15 protein-coding genes are annotated in these 17,792 nt (G+C 59.6%); 8 read left to right on the top strand and 7 right to left on the bottom strand.

Annotated features, from left to right (window positions below):
- Position 1: 1 nt before the first annotated feature.
- Positions 2–1,210: an alanine racemase gene (alr, locus tag VB780_RS01965; RefSeq protein WP_323349454.1), complete on the bottom strand. Its 1,209-nt coding sequence runs from the start codon at positions 1,208–1,210 to the stop codon at positions 2–4.
- Between the two features lie 181 nt (positions 1,211–1,391).
- Between alr and VB780_RS01960 the strand changes: the two genes are divergently transcribed.
- A complete protein-coding gene (locus VB780_RS01960; protein WP_323349453.1) occupies positions 1,392–1,892 on the top strand; it encodes an HNH endonuclease in 501 nt (166 codons plus the stop codon).
- Between the two features lie 327 nt (positions 1,893–2,219).
- Positions 2,220–3,425, top strand: a complete 1,206-nt coding sequence (locus VB780_RS01955; RefSeq protein ID WP_323349452.1) for a bifunctional oligoribonuclease/PAP phosphatase NrnA — start codon at positions 2,220–2,222, stop codon at positions 3,423–3,425.
- 117 nt (positions 3,426–3,542) lie between these two features.
- On the opposite strand, the gene VB780_RS01950 is transcribed toward VB780_RS01955, so the two are convergent.
- The 3 genes from VB780_RS01950 to VB780_RS01940 all read right to left on the bottom strand — a co-directional run bounded on the left by VB780_RS01950 (position 3,543) and on the right by VB780_RS01940 (position 9,443).
- Positions 3,543–6,770, bottom strand: a complete 3,228-nt coding sequence (locus VB780_RS01950) for an efflux RND transporter permease subunit (RefSeq protein ID WP_323349451.1) — start codon at positions 6,768–6,770, stop codon at positions 3,543–3,545.
- Between the two features lie 100 nt (positions 6,771–6,870).
- The gene (locus tag VB780_RS01945) at positions 6,871–8,142 is read right to left on the bottom strand and encodes an efflux RND transporter periplasmic adaptor subunit (protein ID WP_323349450.1); all 1,272 of its coding nucleotides are present in this window, start codon (positions 8,140–8,142) and stop codon (positions 6,871–6,873) included.
- 392 nt (positions 8,143–8,534) lie between these two features.
- Entirely contained in the window at positions 8,535–9,443 is a 909-nt protein-coding gene (locus VB780_RS01940; RefSeq protein ID WP_323349449.1) for an SDR family oxidoreductase, read from the bottom strand.
- Positions 9,444–9,508: 65 nt separating this feature from the next.
- Here VB780_RS01940 and VB780_RS01935 point away from each other — a divergent pair, with 65 nt between their 5' ends.
- From VB780_RS01935 to VB780_RS01915, 5 genes are all read left to right on the top strand, one after another.
- Complete coding sequence (locus VB780_RS01935; protein ID WP_323349448.1) at positions 9,509–10,846, top strand: mechanosensitive ion channel family protein; 1,338 nt, start codon at positions 9,509–9,511, stop codon at positions 10,844–10,846.
- A gap of 212 nt (positions 10,847–11,058) precedes the next feature.
- Positions 11,059–11,421 (top strand): hypothetical protein, encoded by a 363-nt coding sequence (locus tag VB780_RS01930; RefSeq protein ID WP_323349447.1) that lies wholly within the window; start codon positions 11,059–11,061, stop codon positions 11,419–11,421.
- Between the two features lie 59 nt (positions 11,422–11,480).
- A complete protein-coding gene (locus VB780_RS01925) occupies positions 11,481–12,497 on the top strand; it encodes an endonuclease/exonuclease/phosphatase family protein (protein WP_323349446.1) in 1,017 nt (338 codons plus the stop codon).
- 169 nt (positions 12,498–12,666) lie between these two features.
- Positions 12,667–14,160, top strand: coding sequence for a glycosyl hydrolase family 57 (locus VB780_RS01920; protein WP_323349445.1), 1,494 nt, complete (start codon positions 12,667–12,669; stop codon positions 14,158–14,160).
- Between the two features lie 113 nt (positions 14,161–14,273).
- Positions 14,274–15,533 carry a glucosyl-3-phosphoglycerate synthase gene (locus VB780_RS01915; protein ID WP_323349444.1) on the top strand — a complete coding sequence of 420 codons (1,260 nt, stop codon included), beginning with the start codon at positions 14,274–14,276 and terminating at the stop codon, positions 15,531–15,533.
- A gap of 33 nt (positions 15,534–15,566) precedes the next feature.
- Here the strand turns inward: VB780_RS01915 and VB780_RS01910 are convergent, their stop codons facing one another.
- The 3 genes from VB780_RS01910 to VB780_RS01900 all read right to left on the bottom strand — a co-directional run bounded on the left by VB780_RS01910 (position 15,567) and on the right by VB780_RS01900 (position 16,982).
- A complete protein-coding gene (locus VB780_RS01910; protein WP_323349443.1) occupies positions 15,567–16,358 on the bottom strand; it encodes a hypothetical protein in 792 nt (263 codons plus the stop codon).
- Between the two features lie 179 nt (positions 16,359–16,537).
- Entirely contained in the window at positions 16,538–16,726 is a 189-nt protein-coding gene (locus VB780_RS01905; RefSeq protein WP_323349442.1) for a hypothetical protein, read from the bottom strand.
- Positions 16,727–16,730: 4 nt separating this feature from the next.
- Positions 16,731–16,982, bottom strand: a complete 252-nt coding sequence (locus VB780_RS01900) for a TIGR03643 family protein (RefSeq protein WP_323349441.1) — start codon at positions 16,980–16,982, stop codon at positions 16,731–16,733.
- 278 nt (positions 16,983–17,260) lie between these two features.
- Here VB780_RS01900 and VB780_RS01895 point away from each other — a divergent pair, with 278 nt between their 5' ends.
- Positions 17,261–17,755, top strand: a complete 495-nt coding sequence (locus VB780_RS01895) for a helix-turn-helix transcriptional regulator (protein WP_323349440.1) — start codon at positions 17,261–17,263, stop codon at positions 17,753–17,755.
- Positions 17,756–17,792 lie beyond the last annotated feature (37 nt).

Genomic DNA, 17,792 nt, shown 5'->3' with positions numbered 1-17,792 from the left:
CCTAGTTTTGGAGGGCGGTCGGGGCCGATAGGGGCTGCTCGACGGCGATGCGGGGGAGGCGGTGCTTGAAGCCGCAGAGAATTTCCCAGCTGATGGTGTTGGCCATAGCAGCCCAGTCGTCTGGGCCAATGGCGTGGCTTCCGTCGCGACCGAGCAAGGTGACCACATCGCCCTCTTGCAGGTCGGGAATGCTGCTGACATCGAGCATGAGCTGATCCATGGTGATGGCACCGATCTGCCGGGCTAGGCGACCGTTGACCATGACCTGAAGCCGGTTAGAGAGGACTCGGGGCACTCCGTCGGCGTAGCCAACGCCCACTACGGCCAATCGTAAGGGGCGATCGCACACATACTGATGGCCGTAGCTAATGCCGGTACCGGCGGGCACATCCTTGAGGTGGGTGATGCGGGCTTTGACCTGCATTACCGGCTGGAGGTCGAGCCGCGATCGCAGGTGGGGGGCCGGGTAGAGGCCGTAGAGCCCGAGGCCAACCCGCACTAGGTCGTAGTGGAGAGCGGGGTCGGCCAGGGTGGCGGCTGTGTTGGCCAGGTGCAACCGGGGGGGCAGCAGTTGCTGCTGTTCTAAATGCCCCAGCGCCGCCCTAAAGCGCTGCTGCTGCTGCTGCATAATAGCGGGGTCGGGGCTGTCGGCGGTGGCCAGATGAGAGTAAAGGCTGTCGATTTTGAGGTGGGGCAGCTGTCGCACAAACCGGGCAAAGTCGGCGGCCTCGGCCCAGGGAAACCCCAGACGGCTCATGCCAGTGTCGATCTTAAGGTGCACCCCCACCGGGCGGGCGGCGGCTAGCCCAGAGAGCGTGTCGGAAAAAACCAGAGCCTGCTTGGGGTTGACCAGGGTGGGCTGGAGTCGCCAGTGGGCGATCGCCTGCATTTCTTCGGTGCTGTTGACCGCCCCCATAACCAAAATTGGGGCCTGAATGCCCGCCGCCCGCAGCTCAATCCCCTCGGGGACCGTGGCCACGCCGAGCCAGGCGGCCCCGGCTTGCAGCGCCGTTTGGGCCACCGTGACCGCCCCGTGGCCGTAGGCATCGGCTTTAACCACCGCCATCAGCTGGGTGGCGGCAGGGAGCAGCCGCCTAAATTGGCGCACATTGTGTCGCAGTGCCGCCAGGTTGATCTCGACCCAGGCACGGCAGCAGCGCATGGGTTCCAGGCTTGGGGCCAGGCTTGGAGTTTGATCCCAACTCAGCATTGTGTTCCTCCTTCACCACCGGGGCTAGCGACCCATCATAGCGCCAGAACTTGGCTCTAGATCTGACCAATACTGACCGATGTACTGACTTCAGGGCAGTGTACCAGGGGGCAAAAGCCTCTATTTAGCTTCTGTGCTACCATCGGTCTAATATTCTTTAGCCAATTATCCACGCATTCGAATGGGTAAGGTTCTGGTGCTCAATGCCTCCTATGAACCGCTCAACATTACGAGCTGGCGTCGGGCTGTTGTCCTGATTATCAAGGGTAAGGCAGAGCGGGTTGAGCACAATGGCAAGTTTGTCTACGCCGATTTTCCGTTGCCGACGGTGATTCGTCTACGCCACTACGTGCGTGTGCCTTACAAAGATATTCCCCTCACCCGGCGCAACCTGCTCCAGCGCGACAACCACACCTGCCAGTACTGCGCCTACAGCGGCGACGGGCTCACCCTCGACCATGTGATACCGCGATCGCGCGGCGGCGGCGACACCTGGGAAAATATGGTCGCCGCCTGCGTGCGCTGCAACGTCAAAAAGGGCAGCCGCACCCCGCGCGAGGCCAACATGCCGCTGTTTAGCCAGCCCCGCAAGCCCCACAGCAGCCTCTACTTTGAGGTCACCCGACAAATTCACAGCGGCGTACACCAAGAGTGGAAGAAGTACGTGATCGGCATCTCGTAACGGGGCTAAAAATAGCCGATGGTGGCACGGTGTCGAGGCCACCGGCTAGCTTCATCCGTCGGGATATGGCGCGTAAACGCTCGTATCTCATGACCTGATGACCGTTAGCCCCCAGACTCTATCGGGTGACTCTAGCGCTTCCACGGCAATTTGCAATAATAGAAACAGGGCCACGGCGCAGCTAATAGCGCCTTGAACCTGAGACGATGGCTGAGCCAAGCGGGTTGACGTTAGCACCTCTAACGCCGTTGAGGGCGATCCCTTGTCTTTGCACCAAGGGACTATGTCTACCTACCACCGAGCGCGCTGTCGCAGAAGGAATTGCCCATGATGACATTTAACATCGATTCTGAGTCCTCCGAGGCTACCCTTGCCAACGGCGGCGGGATGATTTCTCTGGTGCCCCGCCCCGAAAATGACAGCGACTCCGAAGACCCGGTGCAGGCGGTGCGTCGGCTGCTGGAGGGCCACCGCGGCGATCGCCACCTGGTGCTGCTGCAAGATTTTCCTGACCCCGATGCACTGTCGTCGGCCTGGGCCTACAAGCTGATTGCCAGCAACTACAAAATCGAGTGCGATATTGTCTACGCGGGCACCCTCAGCCACCAGGAAAACATTGCCCTCGTTCGGCTCACGGGCCTGCCCGCTCGCCGCTGGCTGACCGCCGCCGATGGGGCTAACCTAGCCGACTACCAAGGGCTAGTGCTGGTCGATAACCAAGGCACGACCAGCCAACTCTACGAGCACCTGCGGGAGGCCGGGCTGCCCCTGGTGCTTGTGATTGACCACCACGCGCCCCAGTCTAAGCTCGATGCCGAGTACATTGACCTGCGCCCCCACATTCGGGCCACGGCCACTATTTTGACTCAGTATTTGCAGCAGGGCCTGCTCAACCTCGATCGCAACAACAGCAAGCATACCAAGTGCGCTACCGCCCTGATGCACGGATTGCGGGCCGACACCAACCAGCTCATGCACGCCGGGGCCAGCGATTTTATGGCGGCGGCCTACCTGAGCCAGTTTTACGATGGGCAACTGCTGAGCGCGGTGCTCCAGGCCTCGCGATCGAAGCGGGTGATGGATGTGATCGAGCGATCGCTGCGCAACCGCAAGGTGCAGAACAACGTCTCCATCGCCGGGGTTGGCTACCTGCGCTACGACGATCGCGACGCCATTCCCCAGGCGGCAGACTTTCTAGTGACCGAAGAAAATGTGCACACCGCCGTGGTCTACGGCATCGTCCACGACGAAGACGAAGAGCGCGAGGTGGTGATTGGCTCCCTGCGCACCAGCAAAATCACCCTCGACCCCGACGAATTTATTAAAGAAGCCTTTGGCCAAGACAGCGAGGGCCGCTTCTTTGGTGGCGGGCGATCGATGGCCGGCGGCTTTGAAATTCCGGTGGGGTTTTTGTCGGGCTTTTACGAAAACTCAGAGTTCAACCGCCTCAAGTGGGAAGTGTTTGACACCCAGATCAAGCAAAAGCTCTGGCGACTGATCAACCCCGAAGAGGGCATGATCAACACCGATTAGGATTGAAACTCCTTGTTGGACGGTAGCCGATCGGTAACAAAATCCTGACTAGACCAGGCGGCAATAACAAAACCCCTCACTTAACGTTAAGTGAGGGGTTTTGTTCGTTGAGAGTTCTTAGGGCTGAAGAACTTCAGGCGAGTCTATCGGCTCAATCAGGTCGTCTTTGGCGATCGTGCGTTTGCCGCCCGAGCCAAATCCGCCGTGCAGCAGGGTGTAGAAGCACGGAATAAAAAACAGCGTCAGCACCGTGGCCAACGACAGCCCAGAGAACACCACCACCCCTAGAGGCTGCAAGAACTCTGACCCTTCGCCAATGCCCAGGGCTAGGGGAAATAGGCCCAGCACCGTGGTGAAGGTCGTCATCAAAATGGGACGCAGGCGACGGGGCGCTGCCATCAAGATCGCCTCCTGGCGGGAGCAGCCGCTGGCCTCGTAGATCTGGTTGGCCAGCTCCACCAAAATAATCGCATTGTTGACCACAATGCCCACCAGCAGCACCGCGCCGACCACCACCGTGGCTCCGATCGCCGTCTGGGTGACAAACAGCCCCAAAATTCCCCCCGCCAGGGCCAGCGGCACCGTCAGCATGATGACCAGCGGGTCAATCAGCGAGTTGTACTGCACCGCCATCACCACAAACACCAGGAATGCGGCCAGCCCGCCCAGCACCGATAGGGATTGCTGAAGCGCCTGGTTGGTTTCGGCGGCGGAACTGGGCAGCACCGTGATGCCCTCGGGCAGATCGAGTTCGGCAATGATGCCCTCAGCCTCGGCCAGGGCGTTACCCAGGCTGACCCCCTCGGCTAGATCACCGCCAATCAGAAACACCTGTCGCCGGTTAATCCGCTGAATTTCTCCCGGTGCTGGCCCCCGGTTCACGCGGGCAATGTCGCCCAGCTGCACCAGATCGCCGTCGTCGGTGAACAGGGGAATATCGAGTAACTGAGCCGATCGCTGCACGCTGCCGGGGGTAATCTGCACCTTCACATCCACCAAGCGGCTGCCCCGCTGGAGCTGGGTGGGCACTGACCCGTTGAGAGCGGTTTGAATGGTATCGCCAATGCTGGTGGAGGTCAGCCCCAGACTGTTGGCCCTGGCCCAGTCGGGTAAAATCTGCAACTCTTCCTGGGGGTCTTCGCCGTCGGGGCGGAAGCGGGCGAGGCTGGCCTGCTCCCCTAGCGCACGCATCACCTGCTCCCCAGCCTGAAACAGCGCTTCGCTATCTTCGCCCTGGAGGCTAATGTCGAGGTCGGCCCGCACCGGAGAGTTGGTCAGGTTGAGGCCGCGCACCGACTCGGGGCTGACATTGATGCGGGTGTTCACTAGGGGCAGCTGGCTGAGTTCACCATTGACGCGATCCACGTAGGCGGTGGTGTTGGTGCCGGGCTTGAGGGTAATGGTGACGCTGCCGCTCAGGGTGTTTTCAGACACATTGCTGCCAAACAGCCCACCGCCAGCGGTGGTAAACACGTAGTCGGTTTCGGGCTGGGCCATCAGCACCTCGTCGATCGCCCCCATCACCCGCTGGTTGGCCTCAATGGTGGTGCCCGCCGGGAAGCTCACCCGCACCCGCGCCTGGCCGGTGCTAATGTCGGGCAAAATCTCCTGGGGAATCTGACCCACCATCCACCAGCTGCCGCCGCCAAACAGCAGCAGCGCTGCCGTAATGATCAGCAGTCGCCGCCGCAGCACCCGACTGAGCAGGTTGCCGTAGCCCAGGGTCAACCCCTCCAGCCGAGCGTTTAACCAGCGGAACGGCCCCCAGCTTTGCAAGGAGCGCGTGGGCCGACCCATGATCAGCCGCGAGGCCAGGGTGGGCACCACCGTCAGCGCCACCACCAGCGACGCCGCCACCGAGAAGCTAATCGTCAAAATCAGCTCGTTGAATACCAGGGAGATAATGCCGCCGATCAGCAAAAAGGGCAGCACCGCCACCAGGTTGGTGGTGGTCGAGGCCAGCAGGGCGCTCTCTAGCTCTTGGCTGCTGGCCTCGGCCTGAAAGATCGCCTCGCGGGCGCTAAAGCCTTCGGTTTGGCGCGAGGCCTTCATCTCTTCGGCCCGCTTGGCCATGTTTTCGAGCATCACAATCGAGTTGTCGACCACGATGCCGACCCCCAGGGCCAGACCTCCCAGACTAAAGATGTTGAGCGACAGGCCAAACAGCCCCATCAGCACTAGCGCCACCAGGGTTGCCAGGGGAATGGCGGTGACAATGATGAAGGTCTGCCGCAGGGAGCCGAGGAACAGCAGCACCACGATGCCCGCCAGGGTGGCTCCGGTGAGCCCCGCGATCGCCACGTTTTGAATCGAGTTGCGAATAAAGCGCGACTCGTCGAGGGTGGCGGTCATTTCCATGCCCTCAGGCATGAGACCGATCTGGCGCAGCTCGTCGAGCTTGGCCTTAACCCCGTCGACCACCTCAATGGTGTTGGCGTCGGGCTGCTTTTGCACGCTCAGCTTGACGGCGGGCTGGCCGTTGAGCCGCACCGCAATCCGCTGCTCTTCGACGCCGTCGATGACGGTGGCCACATCGCGCAGGTAGACCTGCTGAGGTGGCGTCGTGCCCGGCACGGCAATCTCCAAGTTCTGAATCTCGTCCGCTGACTGAAACCGGCCCACCAGGCGGGTGAGGGTTTCTTCGCGACCGCCGCGAATGCGACCGCCGGAGATATCGACATTGCGATCGCGCAGCGCATCGATAATATCTGACACGCCAATGCCCACCGTCTGCAACCGACGCAGGTCGACATTCACCTGCACCTCTTCGTTGACGCCGCCCGATACGTCGGTGCTGGCCACGCCGGGCACCTGCTGAAGCTCCCGCTCTAGCTCTTCTTCCGCAAAAATTCGCAGCGCCTGGGGGCTGAGGCTGTCGGAGGTGAGCGCCATCTCATAAACCGGCAGCTGGGAGGGGTCAAACTTAAACAGGCGCGGCGTTTCAATGGTGTCAGGTAGACTGCCGCGAGCCCGGTTGAGGGCGGCGGTGGCGTCGTTGAGCGCCTGGTCGACATCGCCCCCCGGCTCAAAGAACAGATCAATGCTAAAGCGCCCCTCTCGTGTTTGCGAAAAGACCTGAATTACGCCCTCAGTGGCCGACATGGCCTCTTCTAAAGGGCGAGTGATCTCATCCACCGCCACCTCGGGCGACAGACCGGGGGCGTCGCCCCGCAGGCCAATGCGTGGATAGGTGATCGACGGCAGCAAGTCTACCGGCAGCTGGGTGGTGATGAAAAAGCCCATTACCAGCACGGTCAGCCCCAGCATCAGGGTGCCGATGTGCCGTTGAATGGCTAGCCCGCTAATGCTAAAGCTGCTCTTTGGGAAGGATGAGGGGGTGGTCATGGTGTGGGAGGAGAGGGTGTGAGGGTGCGTGGGTGTGAGGGTGTGTGAGTGTGATTAGGTGGGTGTGTTTGCTCACCTAATCACTTACCCACTTACTCACCTACCCTTCGGACGTCAAACTCGGTTCTACAATCTGCCCGCCTTCCAGGGGCTGGCTGCTGCGGACAACATACTGCTCTCCTGGGGAGAGGCCCGAGAGAATGGTGACCTGGCCATCGGCGCGATCGCCCACCTGCACCGATCGCGACTCAACCATTGGGCCGTCGTCGGCTTCAGTGATCACAAAGATTTGATTGTCGCTATTCTCAGCGGTTTCTAGAGCGCTTTCGGGCACAACGACCACATTGGACTGCTGGCCCGTGCTGGTCACTCGGGCCAGCAGTCCGCTGCTGATGCGGCTACCGGGGTTGGCCACGGTAATCTCGATGGGCAGCAGACGCGAGGTGCTGTCGGCTACCGGCGAAATGCGCGTCACCTGGCCCGTGAAGGTTTCGTCGGGGAAGGCATCGATAGAGAGTTCCACCGACTGCCCAACGCTAAACTCGCTGAGGTTGCTGTCGGCTACTTGAACAACGACCAAGATTTCTGACAGGTCGCCCAGGGTTAAAACGGCTTCTCCAGGCAGAATTAGATCGCCAGGTTCAGCGACCCGTTCCAGCACGACACCTGACAGGGAGGCGGTTAGATTGGCAAAGGAGAGGCGCTTCTGGGCCTCGCGCAAAATCGATCGCTGGGCTTCGACGCGCTGCTGAGCTGCCGCCACGGCCTTCTGTCGAGTGCGCACCTGCTCTTGGGACGAGGCGAGGGCTTGTTCGGAGGTGCTCACGGTGGTTTGGGCCTGCTCGGCCGCTTGAGCAGAGATCGCTCCCTCGGCGGCTAAGGTCGCTAGGCGCTGGGCATCGTTGCTGGCCTGCTGGAGCCGCACCCGAGCGTCTTCGATGGAGGTGCGAATGTCGGCCAGTTCGGCCTCGGCCTGGGCGACCTCAAACTGGCGGGCGGCGAGCTCGGCCTGGGCCTCGCCCACGGCGGTTTGCAGCAGCACGTTGTCGATGGTAGCAATCACCTGGCCCTGCTGCACCGTATCGCCAACGTCGCGAGACAGGGAGATCAGCCGCCCCTCGGCCTGCGATCGCAGCGAGACCTCGCGCGCCGGGCGGGTGGTGCCGGTATAAACACGGCTCGAATCTGCGGCGGAGGCGGCCACTGCTGTATCGACTACGGCGGGGCCTTCCTGTTGCTCGGGCTGGGCCTGGGCTGCGGGCTCTACGGGCTTGCCACAGGCTACTGTGGCGATCGCCATCGCCCCTATTAACACCAGCCTCGGCAACCGCCTATGGAAGGCTCGTGGCTCCCTAGAATGCTTAACAACCATGCTTAGAAACCCCTAACCTTCTGCTTCACTTTACTTTACAGTTTTTGGCCAGGCTTCTACCTTTTAGCAGATGCCAGCCTCAACCGCTGCGAGCTGACCTCCGCTGAGATCCTTTAGTAACTGGGCTTAGCCTGGCCTTGAACAGGTGCCAGGGCCAAGGCTGGGTTGCTTACTTGCTCTTGCTAGCGGAGGCCTCCGCTCGTCTGATGGCGTAACGATGGAACGATGAAGGCCTCTGTCTCAGGGCTGGCCTGGCAACCCCTACCCAGGGGGAGGGCAACCTTGTTAGACAGTATTGATGGCACAGTTGTGGCAGTAAAAAATGACACGAATGTGACAGAGCTAATGGTGATGGGCCGGTGCCTTTGAGATACTGCCTGCTGCCGCTTAGTCTAGGGATTGAGCCAGGCTTGGGTAGCGCTCAGCCCCGCCACCACGCTACGGGGACGATACCCCAGTGCAACCGCTCGTTGACTGGTCGATGACACATCCGCCGGGCGGGCGGCAGGCATAGGCACCTCGGCCTGCTGACTTGGCAGCAGCAGCGCTGTGTCAAACCCAAACACCTCGGCCAGGCGGAGGCCAAAGTCGTAGCGGCTGAGGCGATCGGGGCCGCCGAGGTGCAGCAGACCCGAGGCTTTCTCTAGGGCCAGCAGCAGGCCAGCGGCGGCATCTTCAACGTAGGCCGGGGTGCGAAACTCGTCAATAAATAGGCGCAGGGGCTGCCCTGCCTCCAGGGTGCGTAAAAACCCCTGCAAAAAGCATTCTGCCGTCGGGCTTGGGGGGCCATACAACAGCGGCATGCGGCAGATGGCAGCGTTGGGATGGGTGGCCTGAAGGATGGCTTCAGCCTCGACCTTGTGGCGACCGTAAACATTGATGGGGCTGGGGAAAGAGGTTTCGTCGTAGGGGGCCGCCTGGCCGTCAAACACCTGATCGGTAGAGGTAAACGCTAGGGGAATATGGTGGCTGCCGCAAAACTGAGCCAGCACCCGCGTCGCTTCGACATTCATGGTGTAGGAGAGGTCGGGCTCCTGCTCACAGCGGTTGGGCTGCGATAGGGCGGCGGTGTGAATCACGGCGTCGGGGGCGACCTGGGCAAGCCAGTCGTTAACGGCGATCGCATCGGTGAGATCGATACAGTGTAGCTTCACCCCCGGCAGCGGCGGAACATGGCGGTGGTAGGTGCCCTCGACCTGCCAGGTCGCCTGGGCCGCACGGGCCAGGTGCCAGCCCAAAAAGCCACTGGCCCCGGTAATCAGCAGGCGGCGGTCGGTTGAGGCCAAGGGTGGGTGTGCCATAGCGCCCGAGATGGGATTGAATGAAGAACTGCCGGGTAATGGGCTGAGGGGAGTTAGACAACAGTATGGCTTGGGAAAGACAGCACCATTGGCGGCGGCTCTGGCTGCTGGCATTCGGCCTAGGATTGGCCCTGGGTTTCGGCTGGCCAGCGCCCCACTGGGGCCTACCCGCCTTTGCCCAAACGGCAACTGAGCCAGCGGAGCAATTTTTTGCCGATGTGCTGGTGCGGGGGCAGCCCGTGTTTCAGGTGGGGGGGTTGCCCGATACTAGCGCAGCCGATCGGGCGGGGCAAATCAACCGTCGCATTGCAGCACTGCTTAACCAGGATACTGACCTAGAGCCCATCGCGGTGAATCAGGATAGCGATCGCAACCTGGCCACCCTCCAGGCCAACCAGCAGGTGATCATGACCGTCACCGAGCAAGATGCCCTCGACTTCAACACCGACATCGCTGCCCTGGCGCAGCGCTGGGCCGACCTACTCAACCAGGCAACCGCCAGAACTAACCTGGTGGCGGCGGCAACCTACCGCATTCGGGGCACTTCCCAAGAGTTGTTGAGAGATACCCTCGACAACCTGCCCGCGCTGCTGGGGGCCGTAGTGGTGCTGGGGCTGACCTGGCTGGTGGCGGCGGCGGTGCGCCACGCCGTGCTGGTGTGGGCCGAGAAGACCGAGGGCGATCGCACCACCGAAGTGCTGATCAGCCGCCTCTGCTACGGCGGCGTGTGGACGCTGGGATCGGTGATTGCCCTGGGGGTGCTGGGCCTAAACTTTGCCGCCCTGATCGGCACCCTCGGCCTCACCAGCGTCGCCATCGGCTTTAGCCTGCGCGACGTGCTCAGCAACTACATTTCGGGGGTAATTTTGCTGGCCAGTCGGCCCTTTCGCATTGGCGACCAGATCGTGATCAACAACTACGAGGGCACCGTCACCCAAATTCAGCTGCGGGCCACCACGGTGCAAACCTATGACGGTCGCCTGGTCTACATTCCCAACCAGGAGGTGTTTCAGAGCAGCATTACCAACAACACCGCCTCGCCCGTGCGCCTCAGCAGCGTCACCGTAGGCATTGACCACACCGCCGATCTGCCTGACCTGTTTGCCCGCATTCAGCAGCAGATGGAGCAGATCGACGGCGTTGAGCTAGAACCCGAACCGATCGTGCTGGTGCGCGAACTCACCCCCTCCACGGTGAATCTAGAGGCTCAGTTTTGGGTCAACTCGCGCAAAAGCTCATTCTTGCAGGTCACATCCCGAGTGCTGGCGGCGATCAAGCTCACGCTGCAAGAGGCCCAGTTTGCTGAGCCGGTGGCTCCGAGTGCGATCGCATCCGAATCCCTTTCCGCCGAAGCAGATATCAAATTGCACACCGAAGAAAACCTGCCCCAAGGGAATGTCTAATCCAAAAACCCCCTGCTGTTTACCCTTGCCCACGCTCTGCGTAGATACAGCTGTTATTGACGCAGAGCGTCCTCTGGGGATGGGGCGCGGGGCGTCGGGGGAACATTCCCCCGCAGAGCGTGAGCAACGATAGGGAATCCTAAATCTAAGCTTTAAGGGCTTCAAGACAACCGGGAGGCGTTATCCGAGAGCCTTGCGGTGTCCTCAATGCCATGGCGGCGTTTCTCGATTGCGGCGGCTTGTTTTTCGATGTCATGGCGGCGTTCCTCAATGGCAGCGCGATGTTTCTTGATGTCATGGCAGCGTTTCTCGATAGCAGCGGCTTGTTTTTTGATGTCATGGCGGCGTTCCTCAATGACAGTGCAATGTTCCTTGATGTCATGGCAGTGTTTCTCGATTGCGGCGGCTTATTTTTCGATGTCATGGCGATGTTCCTTGATGACTGCGCGATGTTCTTCGGAAATATGGCGATGTTGCTTGATTGCGGCAGCTTGTTTCTCAATGTCATGGCGGTGGTGCTTGATTGCTGGATATGCGGCCTTAGGGGCGAGGGGAAAAAGTTCACGCGCTGTTAACGCAACGGCGCTATTCTTAAACGCACCTTCCCCTTTGCCACCGCTTACCTTCCACAGCTATGGATCGCAATCAGTTTCGCGTCGGCACCTTTAACCTCAACAATCTGATGCTGCCCGATCGCGAGTTTTACCCCGGCGAAGTGCATTCCCAGACAAACTACCTCAAAAAGCTCACCTGGATTGGGGCCCAGCTCGATCGCATGAAGGTCGATATCTGCGGCTTTCAGGAGGTGTTTCATCGGGGGGCGCTGAAGGAAGCCTTGCACCGCAGCGATTACCACCAGCAGCACGAGATTGTTATGGCCGAGGGGTTTGGGCGGGGGCCGGGGCTGGCCCTGGCGACGCGGTTTCCGGTGCTGGGGCAGCGGGTCTACGACGAGTTTCCCCCCGAGGGCATTTTAGATTTGGAGGGGGCTGAGATCCCCATTCGGCGATTTTCGCACCCGGTGCTGGCGGTGGATCTAGCCCTCACCGAGACCATTCACTGCACGGTGTTTGTGGTGCACCTCAAGTCAAAGCGACCGATGATGGCCAACGGGGTCGATCGCAGCGACCCGGTCGAAATTGCCAAGGGCCACGCCCGATCGTTGATTCGCCGCACGGCCGAGGCCGCCGCCCTGCGGTTTTTGCTGATGGAAGGGCTGCGCGATCGCCGCTACCCGGTGATTGTCATGGGCGATGTCAACGACAACCACACCGCCGTCACCACCCAAATTGTCGCTGGTCAGCCCCCCTGGGAACGCTGGCCCTACCGCAAAAAAGCCCCCGTGTGGGACGTGCTGCTCTACCAGGTCAAAGACATTCAGGCCCGGCTAGGCTACGGCGACCACTACTACACCCACATTCACAACGGCCACTACGACAGCCTCGACCACATCATGGTGAGCGAAGAATTTTCGGCCCAAAACCGCGATCGGATTGGCCGCGTCACCTACGTCTCGGTGTTTAACGACCACCTATTTGACCAAACCCTGCTCGAAGACAACATCGAACCCTGGCAGTCTGACCACGGCCAGGTAGTAGCCACCATCGAACTCAACCCGCCCCAGTCGAGCCGTCCCCAGCTGGTGGTTTAAGCTATAAAAACCCACTTGCTGCAAAGCCTGCTCTGCACTGGCCTATTCTGGCTAGCTCTGACCACGAAATGTAAATCGCCCTAGTAGAAGTGTTCCGCCCGGTGTCACACTAAATAGTGACCATAGGTTTGTCCACAGCTGCTGGGTAAATCGTTTCTACGAGGTGTCTATGATCGGTGCTGTGCTCTCCCCCATAGACTGGCCCGCCCTTGAAGAGGGACTGCCCCCGCTGTCGGGTCGAGAGGCCGATATTACTGCCGTCATGGCCAGCGATGAGCCGGTGTTTTTGCCGCGCACCAACCTGGCGCTAGAGGAGATTTCGGCGGGGTTTGCGATCGCCCTCCATATGCACCAGCCCACCATTCCCGCCGGGGCCACGGGCGAGCTGATCAACCACCTCCAGTACATGTTTGAGCACCCCTACGACGGGGACAATCACAACGCGGGTACCTTCGCCTACTGCTACGCCCGCCTAGGCGACTTCATTCCAGAGCTGGTGAATAACGGCTGCAACCCCCGCGTCATGCTCGACTACTCGGGCACCCTGCTGTGGGGCCTGCAACAGATGGATCGGCAAGACATTCTGGCCAAGCTGCGCCGCCTGGCCTGTGACCCCACCTATCAACCCTACGTCGAGTGGCTGGGCACCTGCTGGGGCCACGCCGTAGTGCCCTCCACCCCGGTGCCCGACCTCAAGCTGCACATTCGCGCTTGGCAGCACCACTTTGCCGCCCTGTTTGGCCCCGAAGCTCTGGCTCGGGTGCGGGGCTTCTCGCCGCCAGAGATGCACCTGCCCAACCATCCCGATGTGCTCTACGCCTTTGTCAAAACCCTCAAAGACTGCGGCTACCGCTGGATGCTGGTACAAGAGCACACGGTGGAAAGCCTCGAAGGTCATGGTCTATCGCAGCCCCACCTGCCCCACCGTCTAATCGCCCGCAATGCCCAGGGAGAGGTAGAAGAGATTGTGGTGCTGATCAAAACCCAGGGGTCTGATACCAAGCTGGTGGGTCAGATGCAGCCCTACTGGGAAGCCAAAACCCTCGGCAAAGTCTCCCTCGGCAATACCACCGTGCCGCAGCTAGTCAGCCAGATCAGCGATGGCGAAAACGGCGGCGTGATGATGAATGAGTTCCCCAGCGCCTTTATGCGATCGTGGTACGAAATGCGCGACAACGGGGGCGGTCGTCAGGGCGTGGTGGGCTTTAACGGCAGCGAATATCTGGAGCTGTTGGCGGCGGCGGGCTGTGGCCCAGAGACGTTCCCAACCTGTCAGGCGGTGGGGCAAGCGCGGCTGTGGCAGGCGATGGGTGACGCGAGTGGATCTGAGGCCGTAGCGGGGGCGATCGCATCCCTCCGCGCCGAAGACGGTAGCTTCTCGATGGAAGGCGGGTCTTGGACGGGCGATCGCAGCTGGGTGCAGGGCTACGACAACGTGCTCGACCCCATGCAGCGCCTATCGGCCCAGTTTCACCAAACCATGGCAAAACAGAGCGAGCGGGGCGATGCCCTAGAGCGCCAGCACCGCTACCGCAACGCCCTGATCCACAATCTGCTGCTGCAAACCAGCTGCTTTCGCTACTGGGGGCAGGGCACCTGGACGGGCTACGCCGAAGAACTCTACCGTCGCGGCCAGGCAATTTTGGCCCACGACTTTGCCTAGGGTGCAATTTTTCAACGCCGCCCGGCTGCTGCCCGCCATCGGGTAGTGATTCAGACATCTTGCGATCGCCACTTATCCCTATGATGAGACCTAGCATTTAGGGATATCAGGGCATGGACTATAAGCAAGAGCTAATCACCACCATCCACGACCTGGGGTACGATGCCGAGCGTTTAGAGCAGCGTCTCACCGAGCTCAGCCAAACCAACCCTACCGCCGTGCTGATTCCGTCGCTCTACGAAGAGCTAGAGCGCCCGGCCCTAGCGACCATTCGCGACCACCTCAGCCACTCCCCGTTTGTCAACAACGTTATCGTCTGCCTCTACGCCGACACCTTTGAGCAGTATCGCCATGCGGTGCAGTTCTTTGAGCCGCTGCCCCAGCCCACCTTTGTGCTGTGGGAAAACGGCCCGCGCATCACCGGCATTCTGCAAACCCTCAAAGACAAAGGGCTTGACCTGCTGAAGTTTAAGGGTAAAGGACGGGCTGTATGGCTGGGGCTGGGGGTAGCCTCGCTGCACGCCGCTGCGATCGCCCTCCACGATGCCGACATTGTCACCTACGATCGCGCCTACCCCCTCAAGCTGCTCTATCCCCTGCTAGAGCAAGACTTTGGCATCGCCTTCAGCAAAGCCTACTACGCCCGCATTGGCGGCAATCCCCGCAGCATGCACGGTCGCGTCACCCGACTGTTTGTCACCCCCCTCATCACCTCGCTGATGGAGCTGTTCGGCTACCGCGACTACCTGCGCTACCTTGACGCCTACCGCTACCCCCTCTCCGGCGAGTTTGCCCTGTCTGCCGACCTGGCCCTGACCACCCGCATCCCCGGCAACTGGGGGTTAGAAGTGGGCCTGCTGGCCGAGGTCTACCGCAACGTGGCCCTCAAGCGCATTGCCCAAATCGACCTGGGCGTTTTTGAGCACAAGCACCAGACCCTAGGCAGCTCAACCAACTCAGGGCTGCAAAAAATGTGCCGCGACATTCTGCAATCGGTGTTTAGAACCCTGACCGAAACTGAGCAGGTGGTGATTGGCCACGACCACATTCGCGCCCTGCGGATCAAGTACCGTCGCGAGGCCCAAAACCTCGCCCGTCAATATTTCGTCGATGCCCGCTTTAACGGTCTAGAGTACGATCGCCACAAAGAAGAGATCACCATCGAAACCTTTGAGCAAGTCATTTTAGAAGCCGGTAACCAATACCTTGACGACCCCACCGGCACTCAAATCCCCGACTGGACCCGTGCCCTAGCAGTTATCCCCGACCTGCGCGAGCAGCTGCTCGATGCCATTCTCTCGGATATGGCCCAAGCGCGATCGGCCCCGCCACCTGCGACGGATGCCGTCGCAATGGCATCCGCCGTCTACTGATGAGCTGCGAATAACCAGCTAGGGATCATTACCCTAGGCCGGTTTTCTCTTGGGTTTGCTGCTGGTGCTGCTCATGCTGGTCGGAAGCTCATTGCGGCTGCGCAGTGTCACATTGGCCCCTTCGCTCGATTGTTCAATCACCAGCAGGGGGGTAGGCTTGGCTTTTTGATCCCAATGCATGTTGGCAATGCGGCCCTGGATAGTCGGCTGCCAATGGGTTTCTTCGGCCTCGGGGCTCATAAAGTTTTCGATGCATTCAACTAGCTGGCCGATGGTCGAAGAGGTGGCCTGGGTGGGCAGCTTCGCCAGCCTAATTTGAATGCGAAACAGCACCCGCTTTTTTGCCAGAGGGTTGTCTTGGGGAGCATACTCAACATCAAAGATCTCATCCACCACGCGAGGCTTGCTGGCAATCCCAATCAGGCCTTCTTCCGCCTGGCGAGGTCGCAGAGCAACGCTGATTTTTTGCTTAACTTTGACCTTAAGCTGATTCACAATCGAGGTATGAAAATGCTCTTCATCCATGCGCATGCGCAGGTAGTCGAGATTAAATTCACGAGAGTGAATTAGGTCAGGGTTTTGCTCCATCTTGCTGATGGTTTTGAGGGCTAGTTTGACCTTTTTTTGCAGCTCTTGGTTTTTGTAGGTCTCAAATTTGAGCTGCTTTACCAGGCGGCGAGTTTGCAGGTGAGAATAGACACCCAACCCTAGCAGAAGCACCAGCAAACCCCCAGACGAGAGCATCCAAGGGTTATCAAGCGGCGGCCGATTGGTGGCGGGCGCTTGGGCAAGGGTTGAATGCACCAGAACTGTGGAGGTTTTCATGGCTATGTGCATTAAGGCGATTAACGATTACACCTATGGTTCCCTCAACATAACCCAGTTTAATCTTGGTATATAAAGAATCACTCAGTTTTTTGATAAGCTTGAAACAAGTCTACGTGATTTTACAGAGTTCTTTCGTGTTTAAAGAAAAGCAGCTACGGCAATAGAAATGGGTGGGGCTAGCTCTTCTTGAGGCGAGCTTTCCAGGTGCCGCCATAGCGATAGTTGGGATTCTGCTCGCGCTGAGCTTGTTGGCATTGGGGGCAGGCCAACACCCAGGCTGCCCCAGGGGCGCATTGAATGCGGTACCGCACTGTGGCTAGAGCCTGGCACAGGTCGCAGGGCCTAGCCCGCAGATAAGATGCCACGCCCCTATTTTTGGTTAGCCGACCTAAATCGGCCCAGAGCAAAGTCTCGCTTGTACTGATGCTTGGTACTGCGCCCCGTCACCCGCTTACGCCACAGACGAAAGCTAGAGGGCTGCATGTAGGATCGCATGATGGCAATCACCTGTTTCTCTGATAGCCCGAACTGTGTCTCAATGGCCTCAAAGGGGGTGCGATCTTCCCAAGCCATTTCGATAACGCGGTCAATGGTGTACAAGTCGAGATCAGGGCGGGCCATAGGCGATATCGAGCAGTGTCAGTTTTGCTACCCTAACGAATCTATGGACGCCAGCGCAACAGAGGGTTGGTTTGGCGTTGGGGCAGCCTCAACGATGTGATCGTAAGTAGCGATCGCTTCTTCCCTTAAAGACAATTAGTTTAGAGGGATGCAATAAACCGTCCAGATCAGAAATTCTCAATGGCGTGCCAAATTTGCGGTCATTAAGTCAGGTTTTTGAGTCATTATAGGTAGTCATATGGTTTACCGCTGAGATTGAGTCGCGATCGCGCCTACCTATGAAACCTGTCAGCAAGTACTACCCTTTATTTAATCATTTGCAGACCGCTGGCAAGGCCGAGGTTCTGCTGACCTTTGGCGAGATTGAAACCCTACTAGGCAGGCCGCTGCCCCATTCTGCCACTGAGCGCAAAAACTGGTGGAGTAACCGCGATACTCCTGCGGCGCTTCAGGCTGGGGCTTGGGTAGGGGCTGGCTACCATGTCTACACCGTTGATATGGACAGCAAAACCGTTGTCTTTCGTAAATTTGAGGCTCAATATAACATCGAGCAAAAAGACGGCAAAATTGTTTGGCACCAAGATGCCATCCGCGCCCTGCGCAAACATATGAGCCTGACCCAAATGGAATTTGCTGAGCAGATGGGCGTACGCCGCCAAACCGTTAGCGAATGGGAAAACGGTGTCTATGACCCCGATCGCAGCACGGCTAAATTTTTAGAGCTGATAGCTAAACAGGCCAACTTTACAGTTCCCCCATCCGAAGATCCCTAATCGCTTGACCAGCATCTGCCTGCTTTATCTATGGAAA

The sequence above is a fragment of the Leptolyngbya sp. CCNP1308 genome, from assembly GCF_034932455.1.
In the GTDB taxonomy this organism is placed as follows: domain Bacteria; phylum Cyanobacteriota; class Cyanobacteriia; order Phormidesmidales; family Phormidesmidaceae; genus Nodosilinea.
This window is presented reverse-complemented; position numbering and strand designations above follow the sequence as displayed.

Coding starts and splice junctions, on each gene's coding strand:
- alr (WP_323349454.1), bottom strand. CDS start 1,210: ATGCTGAGTTGGGATCAAACTCCAAGCCTGGCCCCAAGCCTGGAACCC.
- VB780_RS01960 (WP_323349453.1), top strand. CDS start 1,392: ATGGGTAAGGTTCTGGTGCTCAATGCCTCCTATGAACCGCTCAACATT.
- VB780_RS01955 (WP_323349452.1), top strand. CDS start 2,220: ATGATGACATTTAACATCGATTCTGAGTCCTCCGAGGCTACCCTTGCC.
- VB780_RS01950 (WP_323349451.1), bottom strand. CDS start 6,770: ATGACCACCCCCTCATCCTTCCCAAAGAGCAGCTTTAGCATTAGCGGG.
- VB780_RS01945 (WP_323349450.1), bottom strand. CDS start 8,142: ATGGTTGTTAAGCATTCTAGGGAGCCACGAGCCTTCCATAGGCGGTTG.
- VB780_RS01940 (WP_323349449.1), bottom strand. CDS start 9,443: ATGGCACACCCACCCTTGGCCTCAACCGACCGCCGCCTGCTGATTACC.
- VB780_RS01935 (WP_323349448.1), top strand. CDS start 9,509: ATGGCTTGGGAAAGACAGCACCATTGGCGGCGGCTCTGGCTGCTGGCA.
- VB780_RS01930 (WP_323349447.1), top strand. CDS start 11,059: ATGGCGGCGTTTCTCGATTGCGGCGGCTTGTTTTTCGATGTCATGGCG.
- VB780_RS01925 (WP_323349446.1), top strand. CDS start 11,481: ATGGATCGCAATCAGTTTCGCGTCGGCACCTTTAACCTCAACAATCTG.
- VB780_RS01920 (WP_323349445.1), top strand. CDS start 12,667: ATGATCGGTGCTGTGCTCTCCCCCATAGACTGGCCCGCCCTTGAAGAG.
- VB780_RS01915 (WP_323349444.1), top strand. CDS start 14,274: ATGGACTATAAGCAAGAGCTAATCACCACCATCCACGACCTGGGGTAC.
- VB780_RS01910 (WP_323349443.1), bottom strand. CDS start 16,358: ATGAAAACCTCCACAGTTCTGGTGCATTCAACCCTTGCCCAAGCGCCC.
- VB780_RS01900 (WP_323349441.1), bottom strand. CDS start 16,982: ATGGCCCGCCCTGATCTCGACTTGTACACCATTGACCGCGTTATCGAA.
- VB780_RS01895 (WP_323349440.1), top strand. CDS start 17,261: ATGAAACCTGTCAGCAAGTACTACCCTTTATTTAATCATTTGCAGACC.